18 protein-coding genes are annotated in these 22,594 nt (G+C 52.8%); 12 read left to right on the top strand and 6 right to left on the bottom strand.

Annotated features, from left to right (window positions below):
- Window positions 1-311: 311 nt before the first annotated feature.
- Window positions 312-7,781, bottom strand: coding sequence for an immunoglobulin-like domain-containing protein (locus tag AC0YNS_RS22090; RefSeq protein ID WP_475783123.1), 7,470 nt, complete (start codon window positions 7,779-7,781; stop codon window positions 312-314).
- Window positions 7,782-8,160: 379 nt separating this feature from the next.
- On the opposite strand from AC0YNS_RS22090, the gene AC0YNS_RS22085 reads away from it, so the two are divergent.
- Window positions 8,161-8,562, top strand: a complete 402-nt coding sequence (locus AC0YNS_RS22085) for a VOC family protein (protein WP_475783122.1) — start codon at window positions 8,161-8,163, stop codon at window positions 8,560-8,562.
- A gap of 67 nt (window positions 8,563-8,629) precedes the next feature.
- Here the strand turns inward: AC0YNS_RS22085 and AC0YNS_RS22080 are convergent, their stop codons facing one another.
- Window positions 8,630-9,127 (bottom strand): Gmad2 immunoglobulin-like domain-containing protein, encoded by a 498-nt coding sequence (locus tag AC0YNS_RS22080; RefSeq protein WP_475783121.1) that lies wholly within the window; start codon window positions 9,125-9,127, stop codon window positions 8,630-8,632.
- Between the two features lie 157 nt (window positions 9,128-9,284).
- Here AC0YNS_RS22080 and AC0YNS_RS22075 point away from each other — a divergent pair, with 157 nt between their 5' ends.
- Window positions 9,285-9,809: a hypothetical protein gene (locus AC0YNS_RS22075; protein WP_475783120.1), complete on the top strand. Its 525-nt coding sequence runs from the start codon at window positions 9,285-9,287 to the stop codon at window positions 9,807-9,809.
- A 67-nt stretch (window positions 9,810-9,876) separates the two neighbouring features.
- Window positions 9,877-10,608 (top strand): WecB/TagA/CpsF family glycosyltransferase, encoded by a 732-nt coding sequence (locus tag AC0YNS_RS22070; protein WP_475783119.1) that lies wholly within the window; start codon window positions 9,877-9,879, stop codon window positions 10,606-10,608.
- A gap of 605 nt (window positions 10,609-11,213) precedes the next feature.
- Here the strand turns inward: AC0YNS_RS22070 and AC0YNS_RS22065 are convergent.
- Window positions 11,214-11,720: a ferritin gene (locus tag AC0YNS_RS22065; RefSeq protein ID WP_475783322.1), complete on the bottom strand. Its 507-nt coding sequence runs from the start codon at window positions 11,718-11,720 to the stop codon at window positions 11,214-11,216.
- A gap of 113 nt (window positions 11,721-11,833) precedes the next feature.
- On the bottom strand, window positions 11,834-12,058 hold the full coding sequence (locus AC0YNS_RS22060) for a DUF1450 domain-containing protein (protein WP_475783118.1): 225 nt from the start codon (window positions 12,056-12,058) through the stop codon (window positions 11,834-11,836).
- A gap of 177 nt (window positions 12,059-12,235) precedes the next feature.
- On the opposite strand from AC0YNS_RS22060, the gene AC0YNS_RS22055 reads away from it, so the two are divergent.
- The 5 genes from AC0YNS_RS22055 to AC0YNS_RS22035 all read left to right on the top strand — a co-directional run bounded on the left by AC0YNS_RS22055 (window position 12,236) and on the right by AC0YNS_RS22035 (window position 15,695).
- Window positions 12,236-12,442 (top strand): YwbE family protein, encoded by a 207-nt coding sequence (locus AC0YNS_RS22055; protein ID WP_475783117.1) that lies wholly within the window; start codon window positions 12,236-12,238, stop codon window positions 12,440-12,442.
- Between the two features lie 5 nt (window positions 12,443-12,447).
- Entirely contained in the window at window positions 12,448-12,924 is a 477-nt protein-coding gene (locus AC0YNS_RS22050; RefSeq protein WP_475783116.1) for a NanQ anomerase/TabA/YiaL family protein, read from the top strand.
- A gap of 120 nt (window positions 12,925-13,044) precedes the next feature.
- Window positions 13,045-13,557, top strand: a complete 513-nt coding sequence (locus AC0YNS_RS22045; RefSeq protein WP_475783115.1) for a CcdC family protein — start codon at window positions 13,045-13,047, stop codon at window positions 13,555-13,557.
- Entirely contained in the window at window positions 13,544-15,127 is a 1,584-nt protein-coding gene (locus tag AC0YNS_RS22040) for an ankyrin repeat domain-containing protein (protein ID WP_475783114.1), read from the top strand. Before AC0YNS_RS22045 ends, AC0YNS_RS22040 begins: the two co-directional genes overlap by 14 nt.
- Before the next feature lie 115 nt (window positions 15,128-15,242).
- The gene (locus tag AC0YNS_RS22035) at window positions 15,243-15,695 is read left to right on the top strand and encodes a MarR family winged helix-turn-helix transcriptional regulator (RefSeq protein ID WP_475783113.1); all 453 of its coding nucleotides are present in this window, start codon (window positions 15,243-15,245) and stop codon (window positions 15,693-15,695) included.
- Window positions 15,696-15,819: 124 nt separating this feature from the next.
- Here the strand turns inward: AC0YNS_RS22035 and AC0YNS_RS22030 are convergent, their stop codons facing one another.
- The gene (locus AC0YNS_RS22030) at window positions 15,820-16,401 is read right to left on the bottom strand and encodes a hypothetical protein (protein ID WP_475783112.1); all 582 of its coding nucleotides are present in this window, start codon (window positions 16,399-16,401) and stop codon (window positions 15,820-15,822) included.
- 6 nt (window positions 16,402-16,407) lie between these two features.
- A complete protein-coding gene (locus tag AC0YNS_RS22025; protein WP_475783111.1) occupies window positions 16,408-16,941 on the bottom strand; it encodes a hypothetical protein in 534 nt (177 codons plus the stop codon).
- Between the two features lie 201 nt (window positions 16,942-17,142).
- Here AC0YNS_RS22025 and AC0YNS_RS22020 point away from each other — a divergent pair, with 201 nt between their 5' ends.
- Genes AC0YNS_RS22020 through AC0YNS_RS22005 form a run of 4 tightly spaced genes read left to right on the top strand, consistent with a single transcriptional unit; the run spans window position 17,143 to window position 22,592 of the window.
- On the top strand, window positions 17,143-17,598 hold the full coding sequence (locus AC0YNS_RS22020) for a DUF6385 domain-containing protein (RefSeq protein WP_475783110.1): 456 nt from the start codon (window positions 17,143-17,145) through the stop codon (window positions 17,596-17,598).
- Window positions 17,599-17,656: 58 nt separating this feature from the next.
- The gene (locus AC0YNS_RS22015; protein ID WP_475783109.1) at window positions 17,657-18,709 is read left to right on the top strand and encodes a DUF6385 domain-containing protein; all 1,053 of its coding nucleotides are present in this window, start codon (window positions 17,657-17,659) and stop codon (window positions 18,707-18,709) included.
- 24 nt (window positions 18,710-18,733) lie between these two features.
- A complete protein-coding gene (locus AC0YNS_RS22010; protein ID WP_475783108.1) occupies window positions 18,734-20,857 on the top strand; it encodes a glycosyltransferase in 2,124 nt (707 codons plus the stop codon).
- On the top strand, window positions 20,841-22,592 hold the full coding sequence (locus AC0YNS_RS22005) for a glycosyltransferase (RefSeq protein WP_475783107.1): 1,752 nt from the start codon (window positions 20,841-20,843) through the stop codon (window positions 22,590-22,592). The genes AC0YNS_RS22010 and AC0YNS_RS22005 overlap by 17 nt, the downstream gene beginning before the upstream one ends.
- Window positions 22,593-22,594: the final 2 nt, after the last annotated feature.

The following is a 22,594-nucleotide window of genomic DNA, read 5'->3' as shown; positions in this document are numbered from 1 at the left end:
GAAATGCTCTAACGAATCGTACGGCGCTTATTAGCCCATTCTGGGCTCCGAAAACTTCTAACGAATAGTAGGGGCTCTATTTGACGGTTTTTCAGTAGTTTGGAGCCGAATATCCTCAAATAAGTCCTCTACGGTTCGTTAGATTCTCGAGTCCTCATAATTCGGCCCAATAAGACCTCTACGGTTCGTTAGATTTTCGTGGCATGCAAGATGAGGAGTGCGAGTTAATTTATATAGATAAAAAAATGGCCGTCGAGACTTTCTCGACGGCCCAAGGGATGCCACTATCAATAGTGGCATCCCTTTATTCATTAGTGAATCGTAATGAGGTTGTACATCACTTGCGCTGCTTCTGCGCGGGTCGTAATGCCTTTCGGATCGAACTTGCCTTCTCCGCGACCGTTGATCAGCTTCAGCGATGCTGCTGCGTCAACATAGTTGGCAGCCCAAGCGGATACTGCGGACGCATCGGTGAATGAAGCTTCAGCACCTTTCGCTGGCTCGCTTCCTTTCATGACTGCGTATGCGCGCATCAGCATGGTTGCCATTTCTTCGCGCGTAATTTGCGCGCTTGGCGCGAATGCCGTGCTGCTCTTGCCACTAACGATGCCGGCTTTAACCGCGATGGATACCGCTTGTGCATACCAGGCATCAGCTGCCACGTCCTTGAAGGTCGTGTCCCCAGCCGCAGTTAATTTCAACGCCTTCACAAGCATGGCCGTGAATTCAGCGCGTGTTACATTGCGACTTGGCGTGAACATCGTTGCGCTAGTTCCGCTCACGATTTGTTTGGCTGCCAATGATTGAATGACTTTGGCTGCCCAGTGGCTGCTGGAAACATCGGTAAACGTCTTTGTGACTTCAAGAACTGCGTATTTGCTGAAGTGCGAAATTTCCGCAACCAGCTCGCTGTTCTCAAGCGTTCCGCCGATGTATTCAAGCTTGCCATCACCGGAAACGTAGAAGATGCCCGTGTTATCCAGATTTGCAGATGCATCGACCTTCAAACGAATCGTGATCGGTACATTGAATGTCGAAAGCGTAGCAAGCTTCTTGCCGGTTGCATCCGTTAAGGACAGTTCGAGTTCATAAACGCAGCCGACTGCCTTCACATCTGCATACGATGCTGTGCTGCTTGCTTTCTCAAGCTCTTCTTTCTCAGTGTCAGACAGGGCACTCAGTTTCAGTGAGATCTGACTGTTCTTCAGTTCTTCTGCAGTTAGCTTGTCAGTGAGTGCCTCAAGCAGTGCGGAAGGGATCTCCAGCGTAACGTTGCCGGCTTTCACTTCAAGCTTGCTGTCAGCCAATAAATCAGCTGCGTTGGCTGGCAGCTTCACTTCACTTGTATCTGCAGGCACTTCGACAGATACAACGCCTTCAGTAGGCTTAGTAAGCTGGCCTGGATTAATAACAACCGAGTGTTCCTCACCGGCATTGTCCGTTCCGCCGCCGATGAAACCACCACCGCCACTAGATGAAGGAGCTGCTAGAACGACAAGGTGGAATGCGGTTGTATGAACTAATACTTCGTATTTCGTCGTTGTTGCCGAGAGTGTAACCTCCACGTCCTGGTTGGAGCGGTGAACGGTACCATTGCTCTCAATGACCGACTCATTACTGGATATCCAAGTAATTTCGGAGCCATCTGGAGCAACGGTCGGTAAATGAAGGTTCGCCGTGACGGCATTTTGGCTGTCATTGCCGCCTTTAATCATATTCCATACGAGTGCCACTTCTTGATCCAGGCTTCTGACATAGAAACCAAAATCAACATCGATGTAGTAGTTGCCTAAAGTAAGGTGGGCTACTACCGGAATATAAGAATTAAGATCGGACTGTCTTGTTATGGTTCCATCTGGAGCGATTATGTCCTCGTGTTCGGACTCCCACGAAATTTGAATGCCGTCGCTACCGTAGGTAGTTGGGAAGTTTAGGTTGCTTGTTACGTACATCTCTGATGTATTTTCGCCAAGCAGGTCGGCAACCTTCAACGATTTCGCTGCACGAAGCAGAAGCGTTTTCTCCTTGTTCTTAGTGTCGCATAGAACAATGAGATTAAATGTCTTCTCGAATGTGCTGCCGCCCTTAGTTACAGTGGCAACCAGCTCAATGTTTGCATCGCCCTCGTCAAATAGCGGTATAAATACACGCCCTTGATTCGTAATAAACTTCGGTTTATTCGAAGCCCACGTAATCGTAGATCCGTTCGAACCATGCGTTGGCAGGCTTAGTACCGAAGAAACATCAGCTTCGGTCTCATTATCCCTGCGAATGACGTCCCATGTAACATTTGCAGCATCTTCTACAGTTGCCAGATCATCCGTAGCTGCCGCTGCAGGAACGGTCAAATTATAGACTCTTTCTGCGGTTGCTGTACCCATTGTAGCCGTAGCTGTAAGCTTCACGGCTTGCTCAGCCGCGGGTCTCGTTACCAGTCCGGCTTCTGTGATGACGTTCGGGTCATCGCTGCTCCAAGTAATCTTCGCATGGTTTCCCGGATCATAGGTAGGCAATGCAAGATTGGTGCTCACATGCGCCTCATCGGTGTTAGCGCCTTTCAGCATATCCCATGTAAGGTTGTTTACCGCTTGTGCCGCTTGGAACTGGTCTGCGCTTCCCTCGCCGCCCATCTTGTACACAACAAGGTTCAAGATAGAGGAATAATAACCGGAAAACACTTTGCCATCCATGGCTAGTCCGCTTTCTACTCCTAGAAAGTTAGCACCATGTTGAAGATCATCGATCGTAATACTGAAACGATGAACACCTGCTGGTTGCACGAATCCATCTGGGAACTTAAATTCCAGATCATACTTGTTGTCAACCCAGTTATCATCAAATAGGCTCTTGTAACCGGGCAAGCCTTTAAAAGTTCTTCTGTAATCCTGCAAGGATGCGGCAAAATCATAGCCGAGTGCATTATCCGCAAACACGGTGCCTGTAATTGTAATGGAGTCGCCCGTTGTATAGAACGACGCGGTACCGGTTGCGTCCGTAATGACATTGTCGAGCTCAACTCGCGGCTGTTCCGAGTTTTTGTGAACCGGAATCGTAATCGTCGTCTTATTACCCATATAGTCGATCATCGTGAACGGAAGCTCGCTATCCCCTTGAGGAATGCCGCCTGGGTCCGTATATCCGGTCTGTTGGTAGAAGAATGAATAGCTGCCGGCAGGTTCGCCATAACCGCTTGGTTCCGCGTTATAGTAAAGTCTGCTAATGTATGGAACGAATGACGGCGGGTAGTTAAGGCTGGTCGCCGGCAGCGCTTGCTCATTGCCAAGGTGTACGATTGGCATTAAGTTGCGATCGAACTGATCAGATGATCCGTTATTAGCATAAGCCGGTACAACGTATCCGGATACAAGAGGATCCATATTATCTAGATGGAAACTTCCATCTTCCCATAGTCCACCGGGATTAACGACAAACTCCGGTGTATTGTCTTTCGCGTACTGGACAGCTTGAATCGGGATCGTTGCTGCAGCGCCTGTGCCGTCATTGGTCACCTGTACGACATTGCCTGCAAGATCAACTGTGACGTTAATCGTGATACTGCTTGCGTTGCCCAAGAAATCGGTAGCCGTGACAACCAACACATGCTCACCGGCGTTCAATACAACCGGATAACGGAAGTCTTCCTTGACTGTTGAGGCACTTGGTATGCTTCCCATGGATTCCGATGGGTTACCGTCTACCGCAACTTCAAGCTTGTAGCCTCTGGAGTTTGCTACTGTGTCCTGCGCAATGGTATCTAGCATAAGCGATATGGTATCCGGCTTGTCCGTATCCACGTATGCGCTCGTTTGAGTTAAATCCGCACTCATCACCGTATTCAGTTTAACTGTCGGTTCTTGCGTATCCACGAAAGTATGAATGCCTGTATAAGCGCTGCCGGTAAGGTCGTAAATGCCGCTCACCGTTTCAGCTGCTTCCCACACACTGCCATCCTCTAGGCATGCGAAGAAGGTAACATAGTGGCCATCTTCCAAATCGGCGGGAATGGTTACATGCCCAGTGATGGAGTATTTGGCAATGTCTGTTCCGACCTTTGTCTCCCAAGTTGCGGAGTCGTCGACCGTATCTCCTACCTTCGTAAGCGTGCCGTCATCATTAAGCTTGTAAATGACCTGCTTAACGGATGCCAGGCTTGTGCCAAATGCATCGAAGCTCAGCGTGAACTTATCGCCCGGTTTCACATTCGCATTCCAGTATCCGCTTGGAAGCGAGTCATTGATGGTAGTCGTATACTCGTCGACAAAAACACCTTTGCTGCTCGAGTTATCGATTACGATATTCACATAATCGCCCTCGTTGCCAACACTGTCGATTGGAGCTAGGGTAACGACATTGAGTCCGTTGATCAACCCCGGTACTTCCATCTGGTAAGAGCCATCCGGGTTATGAACCACTGTTGATTTGTAATCATCCCATGGCTCGGAACCGTTGATCGCTAAGAATACGTTCGCATTTGTGCTGCCGGAAACCTCGTCATCTACCGTCCAGCGGAGGGTATAGCTTCCATTGTCGGCAACTTCCGGATGAGTGGACTCGTCGTACTCCGGGTTTTTGATGACATTGATCGTCGGAGCTTGCGTGTCTTTATACATCGGCATATAAATCGTCGGCTGCGGCTTTGCATTTGGAATATCTGCCGTTGCCGTAACGGCGAAGTAGTACTGTCCGTCCGGCAGCTCAACGCCTAAATTTCGCCCGTCCCAAATTGTTCCATCGAGGAGCATGTACGGGTTTCCGCCTGAGTATGGATCCTTCTTTACTTGCCACTCTTCATTCGCCAGGTGCGTGACTAAATTGTGGTCCTCATCGACAACGTCAACATTCACAGTCCGTGCATCCCGCAGCATAGTAAGAACTGGGAATGGAACCATGTATTGGTGAGGATTGAATGCATAATATTTATCGCCTAGTGCGATTTCTTCCGCTGTATCCGGTAAATCATATAGGAATTGGTACGGACCGGATTGGAATCCCATTTGCGTACCGAGACCGGATTCCGCCCACACATGATGGGTGTCTTCCCAAACCGGCGCATCAATAATGCTTGGATCGTCCCAATCGCCGAAGAAACCGTTATAGGGTACATTGAGCGTTGGCAGCGTGCTGTCAGTCGGTGTCAAATAAACATAGCCTTCCACGAAGATATTGTTCATTGTGGAAGCATCAAGATTCAGTGTTACAACGACTTGCTTCGTGGAGTTTGCCGGAACTGTAATTTGATTGTTATCAAACGTCAGCTCTGCTTCGTCCATGTAACGGCTGCGGATGTTATCCGAATGAGTCAGCATCGGATTGTGCAGGTAATCCGTCATAACCGTGCCGTCTACCATATAGGTAGCTTCTTTGTCAGTCATGTTCTTCGCAGTCAATGTAAAGGTAGCGGTTCTGCCGATTTCCTTCAGGCTGACGCTTCCTTTGCCGTCTGCTCCGGATACGACAACAGGCGTTTGAACAGCCAGATCAGGGCGGATCATGCCTGCGCCTTGTCTTCTTGGCTGGTATTCGGTGTTGTAGTCAGGACGGTCCTCCGAATTCTCCTCATTGACATAGTCCCGTTTGGTTGGGACGGATGTGTTCATAATCAGGTTTTTGACCAATTGTGCAAAAGCCCGATTTCCGGTTGGAACGCCTCGCTCTTTGAGCGCTTGCATCACATCAGCCACGGATCCCGTGACATATGGTGCTGCCATGGAAGTACCGTCTTCTTTTTCGTAGGCGTTGTTCACGTTCGGGTCAGAAGTTCTTACAGAAGACAAGATCGCATGACCAGGCGCCATAACGTCAGGCTTCAAGAGCAGGTCGCTTGTCGTTCCCCACGATGTGAAGTCAGTTGGCTGACCCGGGTTGGATTCATCGAAAGCGGACCCGATCTCTTCGGAAGCGATCGAGATCTGAATGAATGGCAGTAGAGTAGGCTCATCGCTGCCGCCCGGGACTTCGATGCCGATATCGAGTGGTCCGATGTCGATGCCACCGCCGCCGCCACCGACTTCGATGTTTGCCAGAATGGCTTCTTTCAATTTCATCCCGTCTTCATAACTGATGAAGGAGAAAGGAATGATACCGAAGCCTTGCGGAGCAGGTGCAAGCTTGTCCGGAGAGGAGTTATAGACGATAATGCCTGCTGCTCCGGCTTCTTCGGCATGCTTCACCTTTTCGATGAAGGAGATCGAGCCCCGTTTAACGAGCATTACTTTGCCAGTTACATCGACACCTTCATAATCGGATGGCGTACCAAATCCGATTTCGTTGCCTTGCCAGTCATAATCTACCGGAAAAGCAGCTAATTCATAGGTTTGGCCTTCGGTAAAGTTCCAGTCGTCGATGCCTTCGCCGAATACAGAGCCGGTCACATCGGCGCTTTGGAATTCATAGGTGTGTTTCTCCACGATATTATTCGCGGCTGCAACCGTGAACGAATCCGGATAGACGCCCGGATTGCCGACTTTATTCAAGTCCGGATTCTCGCCGAGCTTCAAATGTGCGCCAAGCTCGCCGCGATCCGCGTAGGCATTGGATGCATTGCCGGCAGAGACGACAACGACATGTCCCGCATCCGTTGCGTTACGGATCGCAATACCCATCGGATCCTTAGGATCACGCGTGTCGAAGGAGGAAGCAGAGCCTAAGCTCATATTAATAACATCTGCTCCAACGGATGAAGCATGATCAATTCCTTTAATAATGTCTTCTGTCAATGCGCCTGGCTGAATGTCGGAGAAAACCTTCTCGGCTACGAGCTGTGCTTCAGGTGCTACGCCTCTTAGGACAGCACTTGATCCGGCAGCAGTACCTGCTACATGGACGCCGTGGCTGCTCGGTGACAGCAGTGGATTTGTATCCTCCATGTGCGGGATAACATCGTCCGTTTGGTCTGCCCAGTTAAAGCCGGCGACAACCTTGTCGGAGTATTTGCCTGTTCCTTTAGGGAATCTGGCTTTGCTCATATTATGAGGAGCTGGGAATGCCTCATGGGTATAATCAATCCCGGTATCCAGAATTGCGATCAGCATGCCCTCGCCTTTGTAACCGGAATCCTTGCCAACGGCTGCTCCGCTCCATACGTTCTCGATACCCGTCAGCTCATGCTCTTGATTATTGACTTCTGCCGGATAGTACTTCTGCTGAAGCGTAACGGCAGCGACGTTCGGCATCTTCTTGATCGCTTCAATGCTGCTGTACTTGATGTTGTCTACGCTGAAGCCTTTAAATACATTCTGGTACTCATGCTTGAAGGATAGTCCGTTGCCGCTCTTCGCTTTACCGCCGGCCAACGTGCTCATAATTTTGCTTTGCGTGGTATCGATGTCGTTCTGAATGGCTGTCTTACCGGCAGTCAGCGATTGTTGACTAACGCCAACTTTTCCTTGTGCTGCAAGTTGAGATACGGTCTGGCCTTTCAGTTGGACAATTACCGATACGAGTTCATCGGGGTTGTGCGCAGCAGCTTCAGCCGGAACTTTCTCCAGCGATTCAAGCTCTTTCTTGCGGTCTTCTTCCATAGCTGCAGATAGATTCTGTTTCGCTTTTTCTTTTAATCCTTGCAGTTGCTCAGGCGTAAGCTTGGGTTGACCTGAGGCTTTTCCATCAGGGTTTTTAACAATGATTCCTTTGGGAAGCTCTGGCGCACTTGCCGGTTGGTTTGGATTCGTTGAAAATGTCGGTTGATTCGTGGCTGCATATGCCAATGGCATATTCGACATGACAAGACATGCCAAAGAGACGGAAACAACTGATTTCGTCATCCTTTTTGATCTTTTCATCGAAGTTCTCCTTTAATGTAGTGTTTAATTTGTCGAGCTTTACACCTAGTGCGACTAACTACCTGAATTGTAGCGGAATGCCTAAAGTCAATGTATGGGGGGTTTTTGCGGGAAAAAGAAGGGGGAGTTTATGGATTAAGGGGAGAAGTCAACGCAATGTGAAATCGGCTAGAGCCGTAACCGGGCGGTATGCGGCGAATATTAAAAGAATTTGAAGTGAAAAGGTGTCATTGATTTCCTAATACAAATAGGGGGAATTGTAATGATCTTTCGATAATGACGAGTCTGCAGCCGGATTTACGAATGCAGGCTTGTTTTGTTACACTTTGTGGTAACAATGAAAGAGGTAACTATCGAAAAACGGAGGAGGAGTTGACCGATGACAAAACTTCGTCCATACCTGTACAGCGAGCATGCACTCGAACAGGCGAAGTTCTACGTAGAGGCACTTGGCGGCGAGATCATAAGTCAGCAAACGTACGGTGAGATGATGCCGGGCACTTCTGAGGATGGCAAAGACAGGGTCATGCATTTGGTGCTGCAGGCGGCGGGCCTTCTTTTCTATATGGCTGATGCTGGACCGATCCATCGCGGCAATGGGATTGACCTCACCTTGGAGTTCGAAACCGAGGAAGAAGCGGAGAATGCCTTCAACAATCTGTCTGGGAACGGTGGCACCATCATCATGCCGTTTGAGCGCATGTTCTGGGGGAGCATGTTTGGACGAATCGAGGATAAGTATGGCGTCCGTTGGCAAATTGCCACACAGCCGGGCCATTAAGATAGAGAGCCGTTTCAAGACATGGCGTATAGGCGCAGTCTTAAACGGCTCTCTTTTGTCAAATTAGTTAGTTATCAAGCTCCACTAAGCCGTCCTCGAATTTATAGGCCAGACTGAGCTTGTGAATGTGCGAGCCGTCCTTTGCGCTTGATTCGTAGATCGTCAGCACGCCTGTCGGACTGGTAGGGGCTCTCGTGAGTGTAACGTTGAACTCAAAATCTCCCCATTCCGGCGCTCCCCGATCAGCCATGACATTCCCCTCAGCAAGCACGTTGTGTCCATCCTCGAACGAATAACGGAAAGCCGCCTCGAAGACGCGGGCCTGCCCTTTCACGACAAAAGATTTGCCGACGACTGTTCCTTCGGCCGGCTCATAGACCTTGAATGCTTCATTACTGGCTGCTACCTTCGGTGACTCCGAGCGGTCGGAGGTTATCGTGGTTGTTTCTTTGGCAGGCGGTTGTCCGTCTGCAGCTGAGCTCAGCTTATAAAAGTCCTGTTTTTCGCATCCCGCAGCCATCCATAGAGCCGCGAGAGTCGCTAGCAGCAGAGATTTCAAGTTCATTACGAATCATCTACTTTCTGTGAGAGCATGAAATGGAATATTTTCACGCTGCATCCTTGTTGTGCTTCTTAATTTATTATACGCTTGAGGAAACAGCTTGAATCACTCGTTCAGGCAGCACGGAGAATAATCGTATAAGCGAGGAGAGTGCGCATTCATGTTCGAATGGCAGCGATTGCTTCGATTTAACAGATACATAAGAGGAAATGGGCAAGAAGAGATCGACTACCAGTGGCCCACCGCCAAGCTCCCTTTCATCAGCATTCGGACAAGCGTAGGCAAAGGCAAACCTAAAGTCGCCATTGGCGTTATCGCACTCGGCGATGTGGCAATTGGGATTGTGGCCGGCGGGGCGGTCTCGGTTGGGGTCATTTCGGTGGGAGCCGTAACGGTAGGCTGGCTTCTCGCACTTGGTGCAGTGGCCATGTCTGGTGGGTTATCTGCTGGAGCAGTCGCTATTGGGGAGCTGGCGATCGGGGCGGTTGCCATCGGGCAGTCTGCTGTCGGTGCGGTCGCGATCGGGCAGAATGCGCTCGGAGCTGTAGCTATAGGACAGCATGTTCTTGGCGCAGTTGCGATTGGTGAGCGAGTCTATGGAATCGTGGCTATTGGTCAGCACGGATTCGGCCTTGTGCCGATCGTGGGCGATTTTATCAGATGGGTAGCCGGGCTGTTCCGCTAGGTTTCAACCGATTTCGGCTTTGTGCTACAATAAAAGACAACATGAGTGTATATGAGGAAGGTGCAGGATGAATACAGTCAATATATTAGGCGTTCCGTTCTCGAAGCGGACGCTCTCGGATACGGTGGCGCTCGTTCAATCGCAAATCGCGGGGAAGGATCAGCCGTTATTTCATCTCATTACAGCCAATCCGGAGATTGTCATGGCTGCACGTTCGGAGAAGCAGCTCCAGGCGATTGTGGACGAAGCGGATATCATTACGCCTGACGGCATCGGTGTGGTGCTTGCCGCTAAGTGGCAGGGTGAACATATCCCGGAACGTGTAACGGGCTATGATTTGCTGATTCGGTTGTTCGAGGAAGCGAAGCAGCATCACTTCTCGCTTTATGTCGTTGGAGCGGACGAGCAGACCAACGCGAAAGCGGCTGAAATTATCGCGGACAAGTACCCGGGCGTCACGATTGTCGGCAGACATAACGGCTTCTTCAAGGACGGGCAGGAAGAAGCGCTTGTTGCCGATATCGGGCAGAAGCGCCCGGACGTGTTGATTGTAGCGCTCGGCGCACCTAATGCGGAGCGCTGGATTTACAAGCATAAGAGCCGCCTGCATGCGAAGGTCGCCTTCGGCGTCGGCGGCAGCTTGGATGTCATCGCGGGCAAGGTGAAACGCGCCCCGGTGATCTGGCAGAAGCTGAACGTCGAATGGCTGTACCGACTGCTCAAGCAGCCGTCACGCTGGCGCCGCCAGCTCGTACTGCCGAGGTTCGCCGTGACGATACTGACTAACCGTCGTCGATAGTAGGCGTTAAAAACTTGAGCCGTCTCGAAAGTCGCATCGCGGCTTTGAGGCGGCTTTCGCTATGTGTAGTCATGCAGGGCGAGCGCATAGGGTAACGAAAATGTGTGGTGGAGCCTTGGTAGGCGGTTGCGAAATGAATGGGACTGAGGGAGTGTCCGGCTAATGTTGCATGTTGTGCAGCGATCCGAGCGTTATATCGATCAGAAGGACGAGATGTTGCAGTAAGTGCAACATTTCAAAGCGATTAACGAGAAAACGAGCCGTTTCTGAGAACAATGTTGCAAAATATGCAGCATTTTTTAGTTTGAGTCTGTATTCGGTAGAGAATGTTGCATAAAAGGCAACTTTGACGAGCCTTGTAGCACCTACGAACTCAACTGGCGCTATTATTGCAAACGCCGGGAAGCTTGATGATAGTCGCACGGTAGGTGGACAGCAGGTGGTCGGGTAACGTGTGGTAGTCGATAGCAGGTGGCCGGCAGGTAACAGGTGCTGAGTGGCATAGAACCGCCGCCTCATGCGACTGTGTAGGAAGCGGCAAGTAGCCGCGCACAAAAAAAGTGGCTGACCCGGGAACCCCCGGTTCAGCCACTCTCTCACAACAACTAAGCCGTTGTCGGCGGAACGAATGTGCGCTGTGCAAACTCGTTTTCGAGCATGAAGAAGGCATTGCTGTCGGTGTCGATACGCTTCAGCTTGTTGATGATGCTGTCGAACATCGACTCTTCCTCTACCTGCTCATCGATGAACCACTTCAGGAACTGGATCGTCGCATGCTCGCGGTCATTCATCGCAAGGTCAGACAAGTGGTAGATCCGCTTGGTGACTTCCTGCTCATGCTGGTAAGCATGCTGGAATGCATCGAGGATGGAGCTATATTCATTTGTAGGTGTGCTCATGCCGACCAGTGTGACGCGTTTCCCGCGATCGTTTAAATACTTGTACATTTTCATCGCGTGGAAGCGTTCTTCTTCGGCTTGAACAATAAAGAAATTCGCAAACCCGTCGAGGCTTTCTCCGGAACAGTAAGCGGCAATTGCCAAATACACGTGCGCGGAATAAAACTCGAAATTCAATTGATCGTTCAAAGCTTGGCTGAGTGTATCGTTCATCATCGGCCGCACCTCCCTTTCCAAATGTATTATAAAATAAAAAGAGACGAAGCACCAAACTCCACTAAGGAGTATGGATTACTTCTTCTCCTATATTACCATACTATGCCATATCAGCCTATCCGGTGTTTGAGCTTGGCGTACAACACTTCTGCTGTCGGAGCTACAACGACTTCCGATTTGCCGATCATTACGATACATTGCTTGGAGCACAGCTTGCAGTTGCCGAGACAGTCCTTCTTCTTCTGCTTCAAGTCGGGAAATTCGTGCTTTAAGGTTTTAAAAACAGACTTGGATCCGTGCTTAAAGTTTCTGCAGCAGTACTTGATCTTTTTCATCCGCCCTGTTCCCGACCTCTCTGGATGGTGTTGTCTTGCTCTATACCAATGATAGTAATTCTCATTCTCACTGTCAATCGTTTCTTGCGCCGCCAAGTCCAAAATCTTTACTTCACTCACACGCTGGCATATGATGGGAGCAATAAATCCAACTATTGAAGGAGTACGTAACGAATCATGAGTACAAATGGACAACAACGCTCGGCGATCCGCCCGGGGCTTACTGTAGATATCGTGTTGAAGAAGGATCAGGCAACAGGCAAAACAACAAGAGGCGTAGTAAAGGATATTTTGACGAATTCGCCCAACCATCCTCATGGCATTAAAGTGCGACTGCAAACCGGTGATGTCGGCCGTGTAAAATCAATCGTAGAGGGGCCGTAACGGCTATGATATTCAGCGATTTAACGAATTGGGAGCGGGAGCAGCATACATTCCCTGCGCCGATCCGCCGAGCGATTGAAAGACTGCAGCAGACGGAGCTGGACGAACTTCCCGCGGGACGGCATGAGTTTGGCGAGCCCGGCATGTTTCTGCTCATCAACGAGCCTGTTACGAGGGATTGGCGCGAGGTAAAGCCGGAGACGCATAGGCTGCATACGGATATTCAGCTGCTGCTGAGCGGCCGCGAACGGATGCGAGTAGCCAAGGTTTCGGAAGAACAGGTCATTACAGATGACCGCTACGAGACGCAAGATATTGCCTTCTATGATGAAGTACATAACGAGAATACGATTGATATGGTGCCAGGCGATTTCGTTGTTTTGTTTCCGACCGACATTCACAGGCCGAACTGCTCGGTGGAACAAGATATTCCGCTTCGCAAGGCGGTCGTCAAGGTGCATCGCGATCTATTTGCAACCTAGCAGCAAAATGAGTAGGATTAGAGAAAACAAGCGCTTTCTTAGAGAGAACGTACGACACTGCACCAATAAGGTCCTATGGCTTCTGCTTGAAACTGCCCGAAATAAAGGAGCTGCGTCCACATGAGCTTTCTCCCTCAAACATTCTCTCTCCCTCACGTAGCGTCCATTGTGGTCACGCTTCTATCAGGCGTAGTGGTCATGTTCTTGCGATTGCGCGCAAGCAATCGGCCAACGACGATGCGCAAAATCATCATTCCGCCGATCGGCATGTCGACCGGCTTCCTGATGTTTGTCGCGCCGGTTACGCATGTGCCATGGTTATGGGCCATTACCGCTTTTGCAGTCGGCGCGGTATTGTTCGCTTATCCGCTCATCCGGACCTCGAAGCTGGAGAGGGTTGGGGAAACCATCGTATTGAAACGATCCAAAATGTTCATATTCATTCTGCTCGGACTTCTAATCGTGCGTCTGCTCGTTCATAACGTAGTGGAGCAGGCTGTCAGTATCCCGCAAACGGGAGCGCTGTTCTTCGTGCTCGCCTTCGGGATGATCGTAGTTTGGAGAATCGCCATGCTTCAATCGTATCTTAAATTAATGCGACGGGGAGTTAAGCCGACTGATGACGATGCCTGAATCCTTAAGACGAATGTTCGATCTGTGCGTAGCAGGAGAACCATCAATGGTGGACAAGCTGCTTCAGCAAGATCCTGATCTGGCAAAATCCAGCTGGGGGTACGTCTCACCCCTGCATGTTGCAGTCCGGGAAGGCCATTTGGAAACAGTGGCGCTTCTGCTCCGCTATGGCGCAAATGCTGCGGACAAGCCTATTCTAAGCTGGCAGGATTCCCTGCTGCAGATAGCGGAAGACCGCGGATACGGAGATATTGCCGAGCTGCTTCGCGAGCATCTTCAGCGCACCCATCAGGTGCAGCCAATCGGCGATGTAACGGCGGGGCTTATTCGCGCCTACAACCGAGATGAGCTGTTGGCATGGTTCGAGGAGCACCCGGAGACGATCAACGCAGGCGATGAACGGGGCAACACGCCGCTGCACTGGGCCGTTATGACGCGGCAGCCGGAGCTGATCGACCTGCTTCTGGCGCGCGGCGCAGATCCAGAGGCGCGAAGAGCCGACGGAAGTCAGGCTGTCCATCTGGCGATGGAAGGCGATTACTTCTACAGGGGCAATCGTGACCTGCCCTCGAATACGATTCGTGATCAACGCTTCTTACTCGGTTATCTTATTGGAAAAGGAATCCCTTACGACATCTTCATCGCGGCTGCCGTAGGTGACGCGATACGAGTGAAGGAGCAGTTGGCACGGAATCCACAGCTAGCCAACGCCAGAGACTCGTCAGGGCGATCAGCGATCTACTATGCGGCCAAGCATGGCTATGTAGAGGTTGTGCGCAGCCTGCTCGCCAGCGGCGCCGATCCGAACTTGCCTGAGCGAGATGCGTCGGGCGGAGCGGCTCTCTATGCGGCGGTCAGAGGGGATCATACCGAATGCGTGAAGCTGCTGCTTGCGCATGGAGCGAATCCAAACGCAGAGATAGAAGCATCAGGCAATGCCACGTATGCCGCGATGCAGAAAGGTGCTCAGGAGCTGCTGGAGCTGCTCTATGAACATGGCGGGACTGTAACGATGGCCGGTGCATGTGCACTCGGCCGCATCGATCTGGTCGGCGAGATGCTCGCGCTCAATCCGGCTGCCGCCAACGATGGCGACTATGGACCGCTCGCCCAGGCGGCGAGCTGCGGATACACCAACATCGTCAAACTGCTGCTGCGGCATAAAGCCCAGCTGAACGGACCATGGTACGCCAGCAATTATATGGTATATTCCTGCAATAACGAGATGGTCGAGCTGCTGCTCCGCCACGATGCCGATCCGAACGTTCGGAATTGGATCGGGATCAGCTATCTGCATCTGACTGCGAAGAAAGGCGATACCGACTTGGCCGATTTGCTGCTTCGCTATGGCGCTGATCTTGACGCTGTCGACGAGGAGTATAATACGACTCCGCTGGGCTGGGCGGCCAAGTTCGGGCAGACGGAGATGGCGTCGTATCTGCTTCGCCAAGGGGCGGCGATAGAGCCGGCAGATGTGCCGGAGTGGGCGACACCGCTGGCATGGGCCAGACGCAAGGGGCATCAGGCGATCGCGGATTTGCTGCTTTCCCATCAGAAAGGCGCGGTCTAGCAGTTGACAGTATCTACGGCAACTGGTATTCTAACGACATAAATTGCATGCAATTTAATTGTGTTATTCACTATAGATTGGCTTGCTAACCTAAGCCGCAGAGAGGAAGACTGCAATGGAACAAGGTGCCCAGCTGGAGCTCGACAATCAGCTCTGCTTCGCCCTCTACGCCTGCGCCCGCGAAGTAACGAAGCTGTATCGCCCGTATTTGGATGAGTTAGGCATTACGTACACACAGTATGTGACCTTACTTGCATTATGGGAGAAGGACGGCGTACCTGTGAAAGAGCTGGGAACCCGGCTGTATCTGGATTCCGGCACGCTCACGCCGCTCTTGAAGAAGCTCGAAGGGATGACACTCATTCACCGGGAGCGCGATCCCGAGGATGAGCGCAGTGTTATCGTCCGCTTGACCGACCAAGGACGCGAGCTGAAGACGAAGGCGGTAACGATCCCGGAGCGCGTGTTTTGCCAGACCAACATGCCGGGCGAGGAAATTACCCAGCTTCGGGAACAGCTTCGCAAGCTGACTACAGCTGTCCATGAGCAGTCCTGCGGCCAGTTATAAGCCTATACAGCACAAAGAAGACCATTTCAGCGCTGCGTCATGCAGCAGACTGAAGTGGTCTTTTTTATGATTATTGGCAGGCGCGGCTGCGGCGATTATTTCCCGGGAAACGGTCAGAATTGCGTTATGCTTCCCACCAAGAAATGTTGGCGAAGGAGGTAAGCGTGCCCGCTACGGTGAGCGAGCTGCTGACCGTAATGGAAATGCTTTGATTCTCCGGCACGATTAATCCGCCCACATAGTCGAAAGAAAACATACCGGGGTTGAGCGGCAAAGACAGAAAGACTGTCCCCCCGGAGGTGGCACTTGTGGAGGATCTCGCCGTCATGACACTGGTGGCTGAATTGCCGAACTGCGTATTGAAGGGAGTTAAGGTGGAGGGTGAACTGATCGAACCTGCCCTTGTCATCGTCAAGGATCCGTTGAAAGTGGAAAGTAAGCTCAGGCCTACGCCGACACCGCCTGTTATGCGAGAGACATAGAGCGCTCGGCCGCTGGCATTGGGATTGGAAATTTGGAGGGTTGCTATTACTGAACCGCCTAATATACTGAGCGATGCAGAGTTGTTGAAAGTAGCTACAAATTCACGTGCCGATACCGTTGCACCGTAGTCTGGCGGAGCGTTGATTCCGGGTGACACGTACGTATTCGTCAATTGGGCATAAAACTTGCTGTTGGATTGGTCGAACACAAAGTGATTGGGCATATACGGTTACACCTCCCACCAGGTCAAATTTAGTGCACCCGTCAAGGAGCCTGTACCGAGCGTGACGGAAATGGTTTGGTTTGCCTGAACGATGAGTGAGCCTGTGAAGTTAATATCAAAGAGGCCGGAAGTCACCTGCATGACCATACAAGTGGTCGGGGAGCCGCCAAGCGATCCGGTATTTTGCTTCGTAGTAACGACGCTCGTCGTGGAGCTTCCGAACAAGGCGTTGAAGGGAGTCGGTGTTGTCCCGCCGGTAATCGTTCCACCGGATGCAATCGTTAATGTTGACGCGGCTGTCGTACCGCCTGTGATGCGCGAGATATACAGCTTCTTCCCGCTGCCATTGGGATTTGCAGCCTGCAGCAGAAGCGAGTTTCCTGAGCCTACGCTTGTACTGCCGGTGTTCAATATAAAGAGAAAGCCGCTCTTGGCAGCATCGGCCTCTGGACCTTCGTTAACACCGGGCGAGGTGTAGGGGTTATTTTGCTGCATATAGATGGGGTTATGTTCGGTATTAAACACGTTGTAATTGTTCATGCAGCACCTCTTGTTGGCAGAGTTATAGGCTCGCAGAGCTATACTTTCTAGCATTATATGGAGCGGGCGCGCAGCTTGCCCTAGTTTAGTATGGATTTCAATAGAAAAGGCCGATGCCCGCTGCTTAAAGGACATATGCCGTTTCATTCTTTGGCGGAAGCACATAGAGTACAAAAGCGTTATTGCTAAGGGGAAGATGTCATGAGCAGCAAGCACTCGCGGCGCCGTACCAAGGGAAGCAAGCCTCTACTTCTTCCATGCAACAAGTGGGACGGTGTATATAACCAAAGCGATCGACAATCGACAGGCAGCAAGAAGTGCCAACCCTCTAAGAAGGGGGTGTTTTCGGAGCGCACATTTATGAATGTCGAGACGACGGACGACTTTGTTCCATTGCCTTCACAGGACACATCCAATAAAACGATCTATTCGTATGCCGTTATTAATCATGGCTGCGAGCCTGCAGCGGTTCAACTTGAGATTGGTCCTAATGGGAGGGATTATGTAATCGAAACGGAAGGGGTTGTGGAGATCAAAGGTATGGGCGTTATCGTGCCATCCAAATTTCTGCGGTATGCGCGGCTTGCGGTCAAGTCGGAGCAGCCCGGTAAACCGACCAAGCTTTGTATTTATTTTCAATCACAGAAGGCAAGGTGAAGACAAGGACTGCAGAAAGCGCTGCAGGCTATTTTGCAAAAAGAAAGAGTGAACAGCGATGCCGAACTTTTCAAGCTTTAACCCGAATCCGGACAACCTCCGGACGTTGATATTTGGTCATGACGATACCGAAACGGCGAGAGCGGTAGCAACCGATTCGGCTGGTCATATACTGAATATTATTTTGGACGGTACCATCAGCAGTATCTCCGGGGTCACCATCTCTGGCGGTACGGTTTCGGTCGGTGCCATTGAAAATCTGCTAAACGGTACGATTACCAGCGTGCTTGGTGCAACCATTACGGCCGGAACACTGACGAACCTGTTGAACGGTACGATTACCAGCGTGATGGGGGCGACAATCACTGCCGGAACGATAAACAACCTGTTAGATGGTACGATCACCAGCGTGCTTGGCGCGACGATTACAGCCGGGACACTGACGAACCTGTTAAACGGTACGATCACCAGCGTGATGGGAGCGACCATCACCGCCGGAACGATAAACAACCTGTTAGATGGTACGATTACCAGCGTGCTTGGCGCGACGATTACGGCTGGAACACTGACGAACCTGTTAAACGGTACAATCACCAGCGTGCTTGGAGCAACGATTACAGCTGGAACACTGACGAACCTGTTAAACGGTACGATCACCAGCGTGCTTGGAGCGACGATTACCGCTGGAACGTTGACGAATCTGTTAAACGGTACGATCACCAGCGTGATGGGAGCGACAATCACAGCAGGTACACTGAGCAGCGTAACCTCGATTTCGCAGAAGAGCTTCATGGAGCAGTCCAACCCGCTGCTTACAACATCAGCTGCCTATACGGCGCTCAATGCTGTGACCACCAGCGTGCTTGGCACTTATTCGTTCTTCGTGTACAACCGTGGACCTGGGACCAGTAAAGCTGATGCTCGTGTCGAAATCAGTGCGGACGGCTCCAACTGGTATGCGGATGTCGATACGTCGACAGGAATTTCCGTAGGCAGCGTGGATGTGCTTGTGCCGCAGCGGTTCCTCAAATACACGCGGCTCGCTTACAAATCAGCAGTTGCCGGCAATCCAACGACAATCGATGTATTCTTTAACGGACAAGGCACTTAATGCAACGAACGGGAGTGTGATCGCATGCTGCTCGGCATTCATGTCCTCGCTTGCAACGAAGAGGACGTTCTTGGACGCTGTCTTCAAAGCGTGCAGGGGTTTGCAGACGAAATCATCGTTACGGATACCGGCTCTGTGGACCGTACGGCCGCTATTGCGGAAGCGTATGGGGCACGGGTTATTCATCAGACGTGGGAGGATGATTTTGCTGCGGCTCGGAATGCCGGGCTGGATGCGGCTCGAACGATATGGGTGCTTGTACTGGATGCTGATGAGTACCTTGGGGCGAGTGTGCAGCGGACAGACCTTCGGGGACTGCTGCGCAGCGCGCAGGCGGATGCTTATCGTGTGACGATGGAGAACCGTTACGGCGGCGGGATTGGAGAGACGGTCGGTCATGAAGCCGTGCGACTGTTCCGGGCAGATCGCGGCATTCGCTATCAAGGCGTCATTCATGAGCAGCTTGTCCGGCCCGGCTCTAGTCCCACTGCCGTCGATGGTCCGGTTTGCAGGCTGACGTTGGAGCATGACGGGTACATGCCTGACGTTATTGCTCGTAAAGGAAAGGCAGAGCGGAACTTACGACTTGTAGAGAAAGCACTGCTGCTGCAGCCCGACGATCCGTTTCACCTCTATAACAAAGGCGTTACGCTTTGCCAATTGAATAAGCCAAAGGATGCCTGTACGGCGTTCGCTTTGGCTTATTTGTTTGTGCGCGCAGAAGCGCCGTATCGCCCCGTCCTTATCCGGGACTGGGCGAAGGCGCTGCTTGCGCTGGATGACGCCGGCGGAGCCGCCGCGCTGCTGCATCGGGAGGTAGACCGCTATGCGGACTACCCTGACGTGCACCTGCTCTACGGCGACAGCCTCATGCGCCAGCGGCGCGTCATGGAAGCGCGCAGCGCCTACGAGGCGGCGCTGGAAGCGGGGGCGGCGGGGTCTGCCGCCGCCCGGTATGTGGCAGAGGCGGGCGCGGGGACGTATCGCGCCCGCTGCGGTTTGGCCGCGGCCGAGGCGGCGCTCGGCCGGGGCGACAGCGCGCAGCGCTTGTACGCGGCGGCGGCCCGTGAGGCGCCGCGGTTTGGCCCTGCCCTGGCCGGCTGGGCGGAGCAGCAGCAGGCCGCGGGCGAGCGCGATGAAGCCATACGCGCAGCGCTGGCTTCGAGCGTTGGGCTTGCAGCGCCGGGGGATTTGGCGCTGCAGGCCCGGGTGCTTGGCGGCATAGGCGCGTATGCCGCCGCACTGCCGCTATGGCGCGCGGCGCAGCCACTCGCGCCGGCGGATGCGCGCGAGTACGCGGCGTGCCTGGTCGGCGCCGGGCACGCGGGCGAGGCGCGGGCGGTGCTGCTGGAAGCGCTGGGGGCGGGAGCGGAAGGCGAGCTGCAGCATGGAGTTAGCTCGGTGGCGAGCAGCGGCGAGTCGTCGGGGCTACAGCCTTTGCTGACGTCGAAAGTGCCGTACTGGTTGGAGCTTTGCGTGGATGCGGCCCTTTGCAGTTGGAGTGAAGGCGGGGCGCTCCATGAAGGGCTGCGCGGCTTGCTGCATGGCAGCGCAGATGCTGAGGTGCAGCAGCTGGAAGCCGTGCTGCTTGCTATGGACGGCTTCTTGGCGGGAACACTCAGCGGATTGGCGATTCGGGCTGACTTTGCGAGTCTGCTGCTGGACCGCGCACTCCGGCTTGGTCTGCTGCCTTTGGCAGGCATGCTGCAAGAAACCGGAGCCGAGCTGCGTGAAGGGTACGCGGAACGTTTATATCTGAATGGCTATACGCATGCGGCAGCAGGTCTGCTGCTATCTGCTATGGAGAGCAGGAAGCTGCGGGCGACGGAGTTATTTTGCCTCGGTGAAATTCTCTATGGGAAGCAGCTGTACGGCGAGGCATTGTCCTTGTTTGAGCAGGCGCTGCAGCAAGGTGCCGTGCCGGAGCGGGCGCGGCTTGGTGCCGCCGCTTGTTCATTGTCGCTGGCAAGGGAAGCGCTGCTGCCGTGGGCGGCGGCAGCTTCCTCGCAATCGCAGCAGTTTGGAGGCGGCTGGCCGCATACGGATTTGGAACAAATCGGCACGGCATTGATCCGTGTACAGGCAGCAGGCTGGCGGACGAAGTTCAGCGCCGCGCAAAGGAGGCGGGCCCATGTCCAAGTCGGATAAATCAATAGCAAAGCCTCTGATTACGCTGTGCATGATTGTGAAAGACGAGTCAAGGGATTTGCCGCGCTGCCTGCAAAGCGTGCAAGGCATCGTGGATCAAATGATCGTCGTGGATACGGGATCGACGGATGCTACGGTTGCCATTGCGCGGAAATACGGTGCAATCGTGGTGCGGAGCGAGTGGACGGGGAATTTTGCAGCTGCACGCAATAAGGGGTTAGCCCGCGCCGGTGGCGAGTGGGTGTTGTTTCTGGATGCGGATGAGGAGCTGGACGAGGCTACGGGGATGCAGCTTCGACTGCTGGCTCAGGAGCAGGAGATTACGGCTTATTTTCTGAACATCTGGAATTACATGAGCGACGGCCGGAGCGAAGGGGCGACCATTAACCCTGTGCTTCGCATGTTTCGCAACGATCCGCGCTACCGGTTCGAGGGACGCATTCATGAGCAAATTGCCGGTCCGATTACGCAGTATACACCGCATGCCAGGTTTCATCTCAGCGATGTGATTATTCATCACTATGGGTACAAACGGGAGGTCGTCGCGGCCAAAAACAAGCTGCAGCGCAACCGCACCCTGCTGGAGCAAGCGATCAAGGAGGAGCCGAATAATCGGTTTAATTGGTATAACCTTGGCGTGGAATATTTTCGCGGCGGTGAAGTGGAGGAAGCGGTTGGCGCTTTTCGCCGGGCAAGAGACGGTATTGATTATGCCTCAGTCAGCTATGCCCATCTGCTCGTGAAGCATGAAGTTCATGGCTTGCAGGCTCTCCGGAGATGGCAGGATGCGCTGGCACTTCTGGAGGAGAGTCAGGTTTGGTATCCGGATTACCCGGATTTGTGGCATGCCAAAGGGGTCAGTCTTGCTGTGCTCGGCCAATGGCGCAGGGCGGCCGAAGCGTTCGCGGCGGCTATTCATATCGGGCGTGCGCCGGCGATTTATCATACGGAGGATGGGATGGGTACGTATCAATCCGCCTATTGGCTGGGCTCGATGCATGAAGCGGAGCTTGATTATGAGACAGCGGCCCATTGGTACGCGGAAGCGGTGCGGTACAGGGGGAGTCTGCTTTTGCCGCTGCAGCGGTTGTGCCATATGATGCGCATTGCGAGTTGCCCGGAGCAGTTGGCTGCTTTTGCAAGTGAACGGTTTACAGTGGATTCGCCGCAGGCTGCGGTGAAGCTGGCCGGTGTCATGCTGAATAACAATTGTTACAAGGCCTTGCAGCTATGGCTGGATCATCGGCTTACGGTGGCGTCAGACGAGGAGCGAGTCGCGCTTCTGCCGTGGAAAGTGTTAGCGGCGGCATGCGTGCGGCTGGAGGAAGGGCTTGGTCCTGAGGAGACGACGCATGCGGCAGGTCAGGCGCTCGTGACGGAGCTTTCGGCCGCTGCGTCGTGGCTCGATGGAGCTGGAGATCAGCGGTATCCGGCTGGAGCCGTTCGCTGGCTGCCGCTATTGCTGCGAAGCAGCGAGGCCATGCGGGAGAACGCGTCCGTACAAGCTGAGGGAGCGATAGAGAAGGTGAGGGCAGTCATCGGGCAGTACTTAGATTTGAAACCGCCTGCTGCCTTCGATGGTTCAGGTTCGGAGAAGGGAATTCGCGCATCTGTGCAGGCGCTCTGCGGACTTGCGGATTATCACTTGAGCCGACTGCAGCAGAGTGATGCTTCATTGCTACAACAAGCTGCAGCAAGCATTCGGTTGCTGCTGCCTGCAGGGAGTGAGCATTAGCG

The sequence above is a fragment of the Paenibacillus sp. J22FR21 genome, from assembly GCF_056269135.1.
Note: the sequence above shows the minus strand (reverse complement) of the source record. Positions and strands in the feature narration are given on the sequence as shown.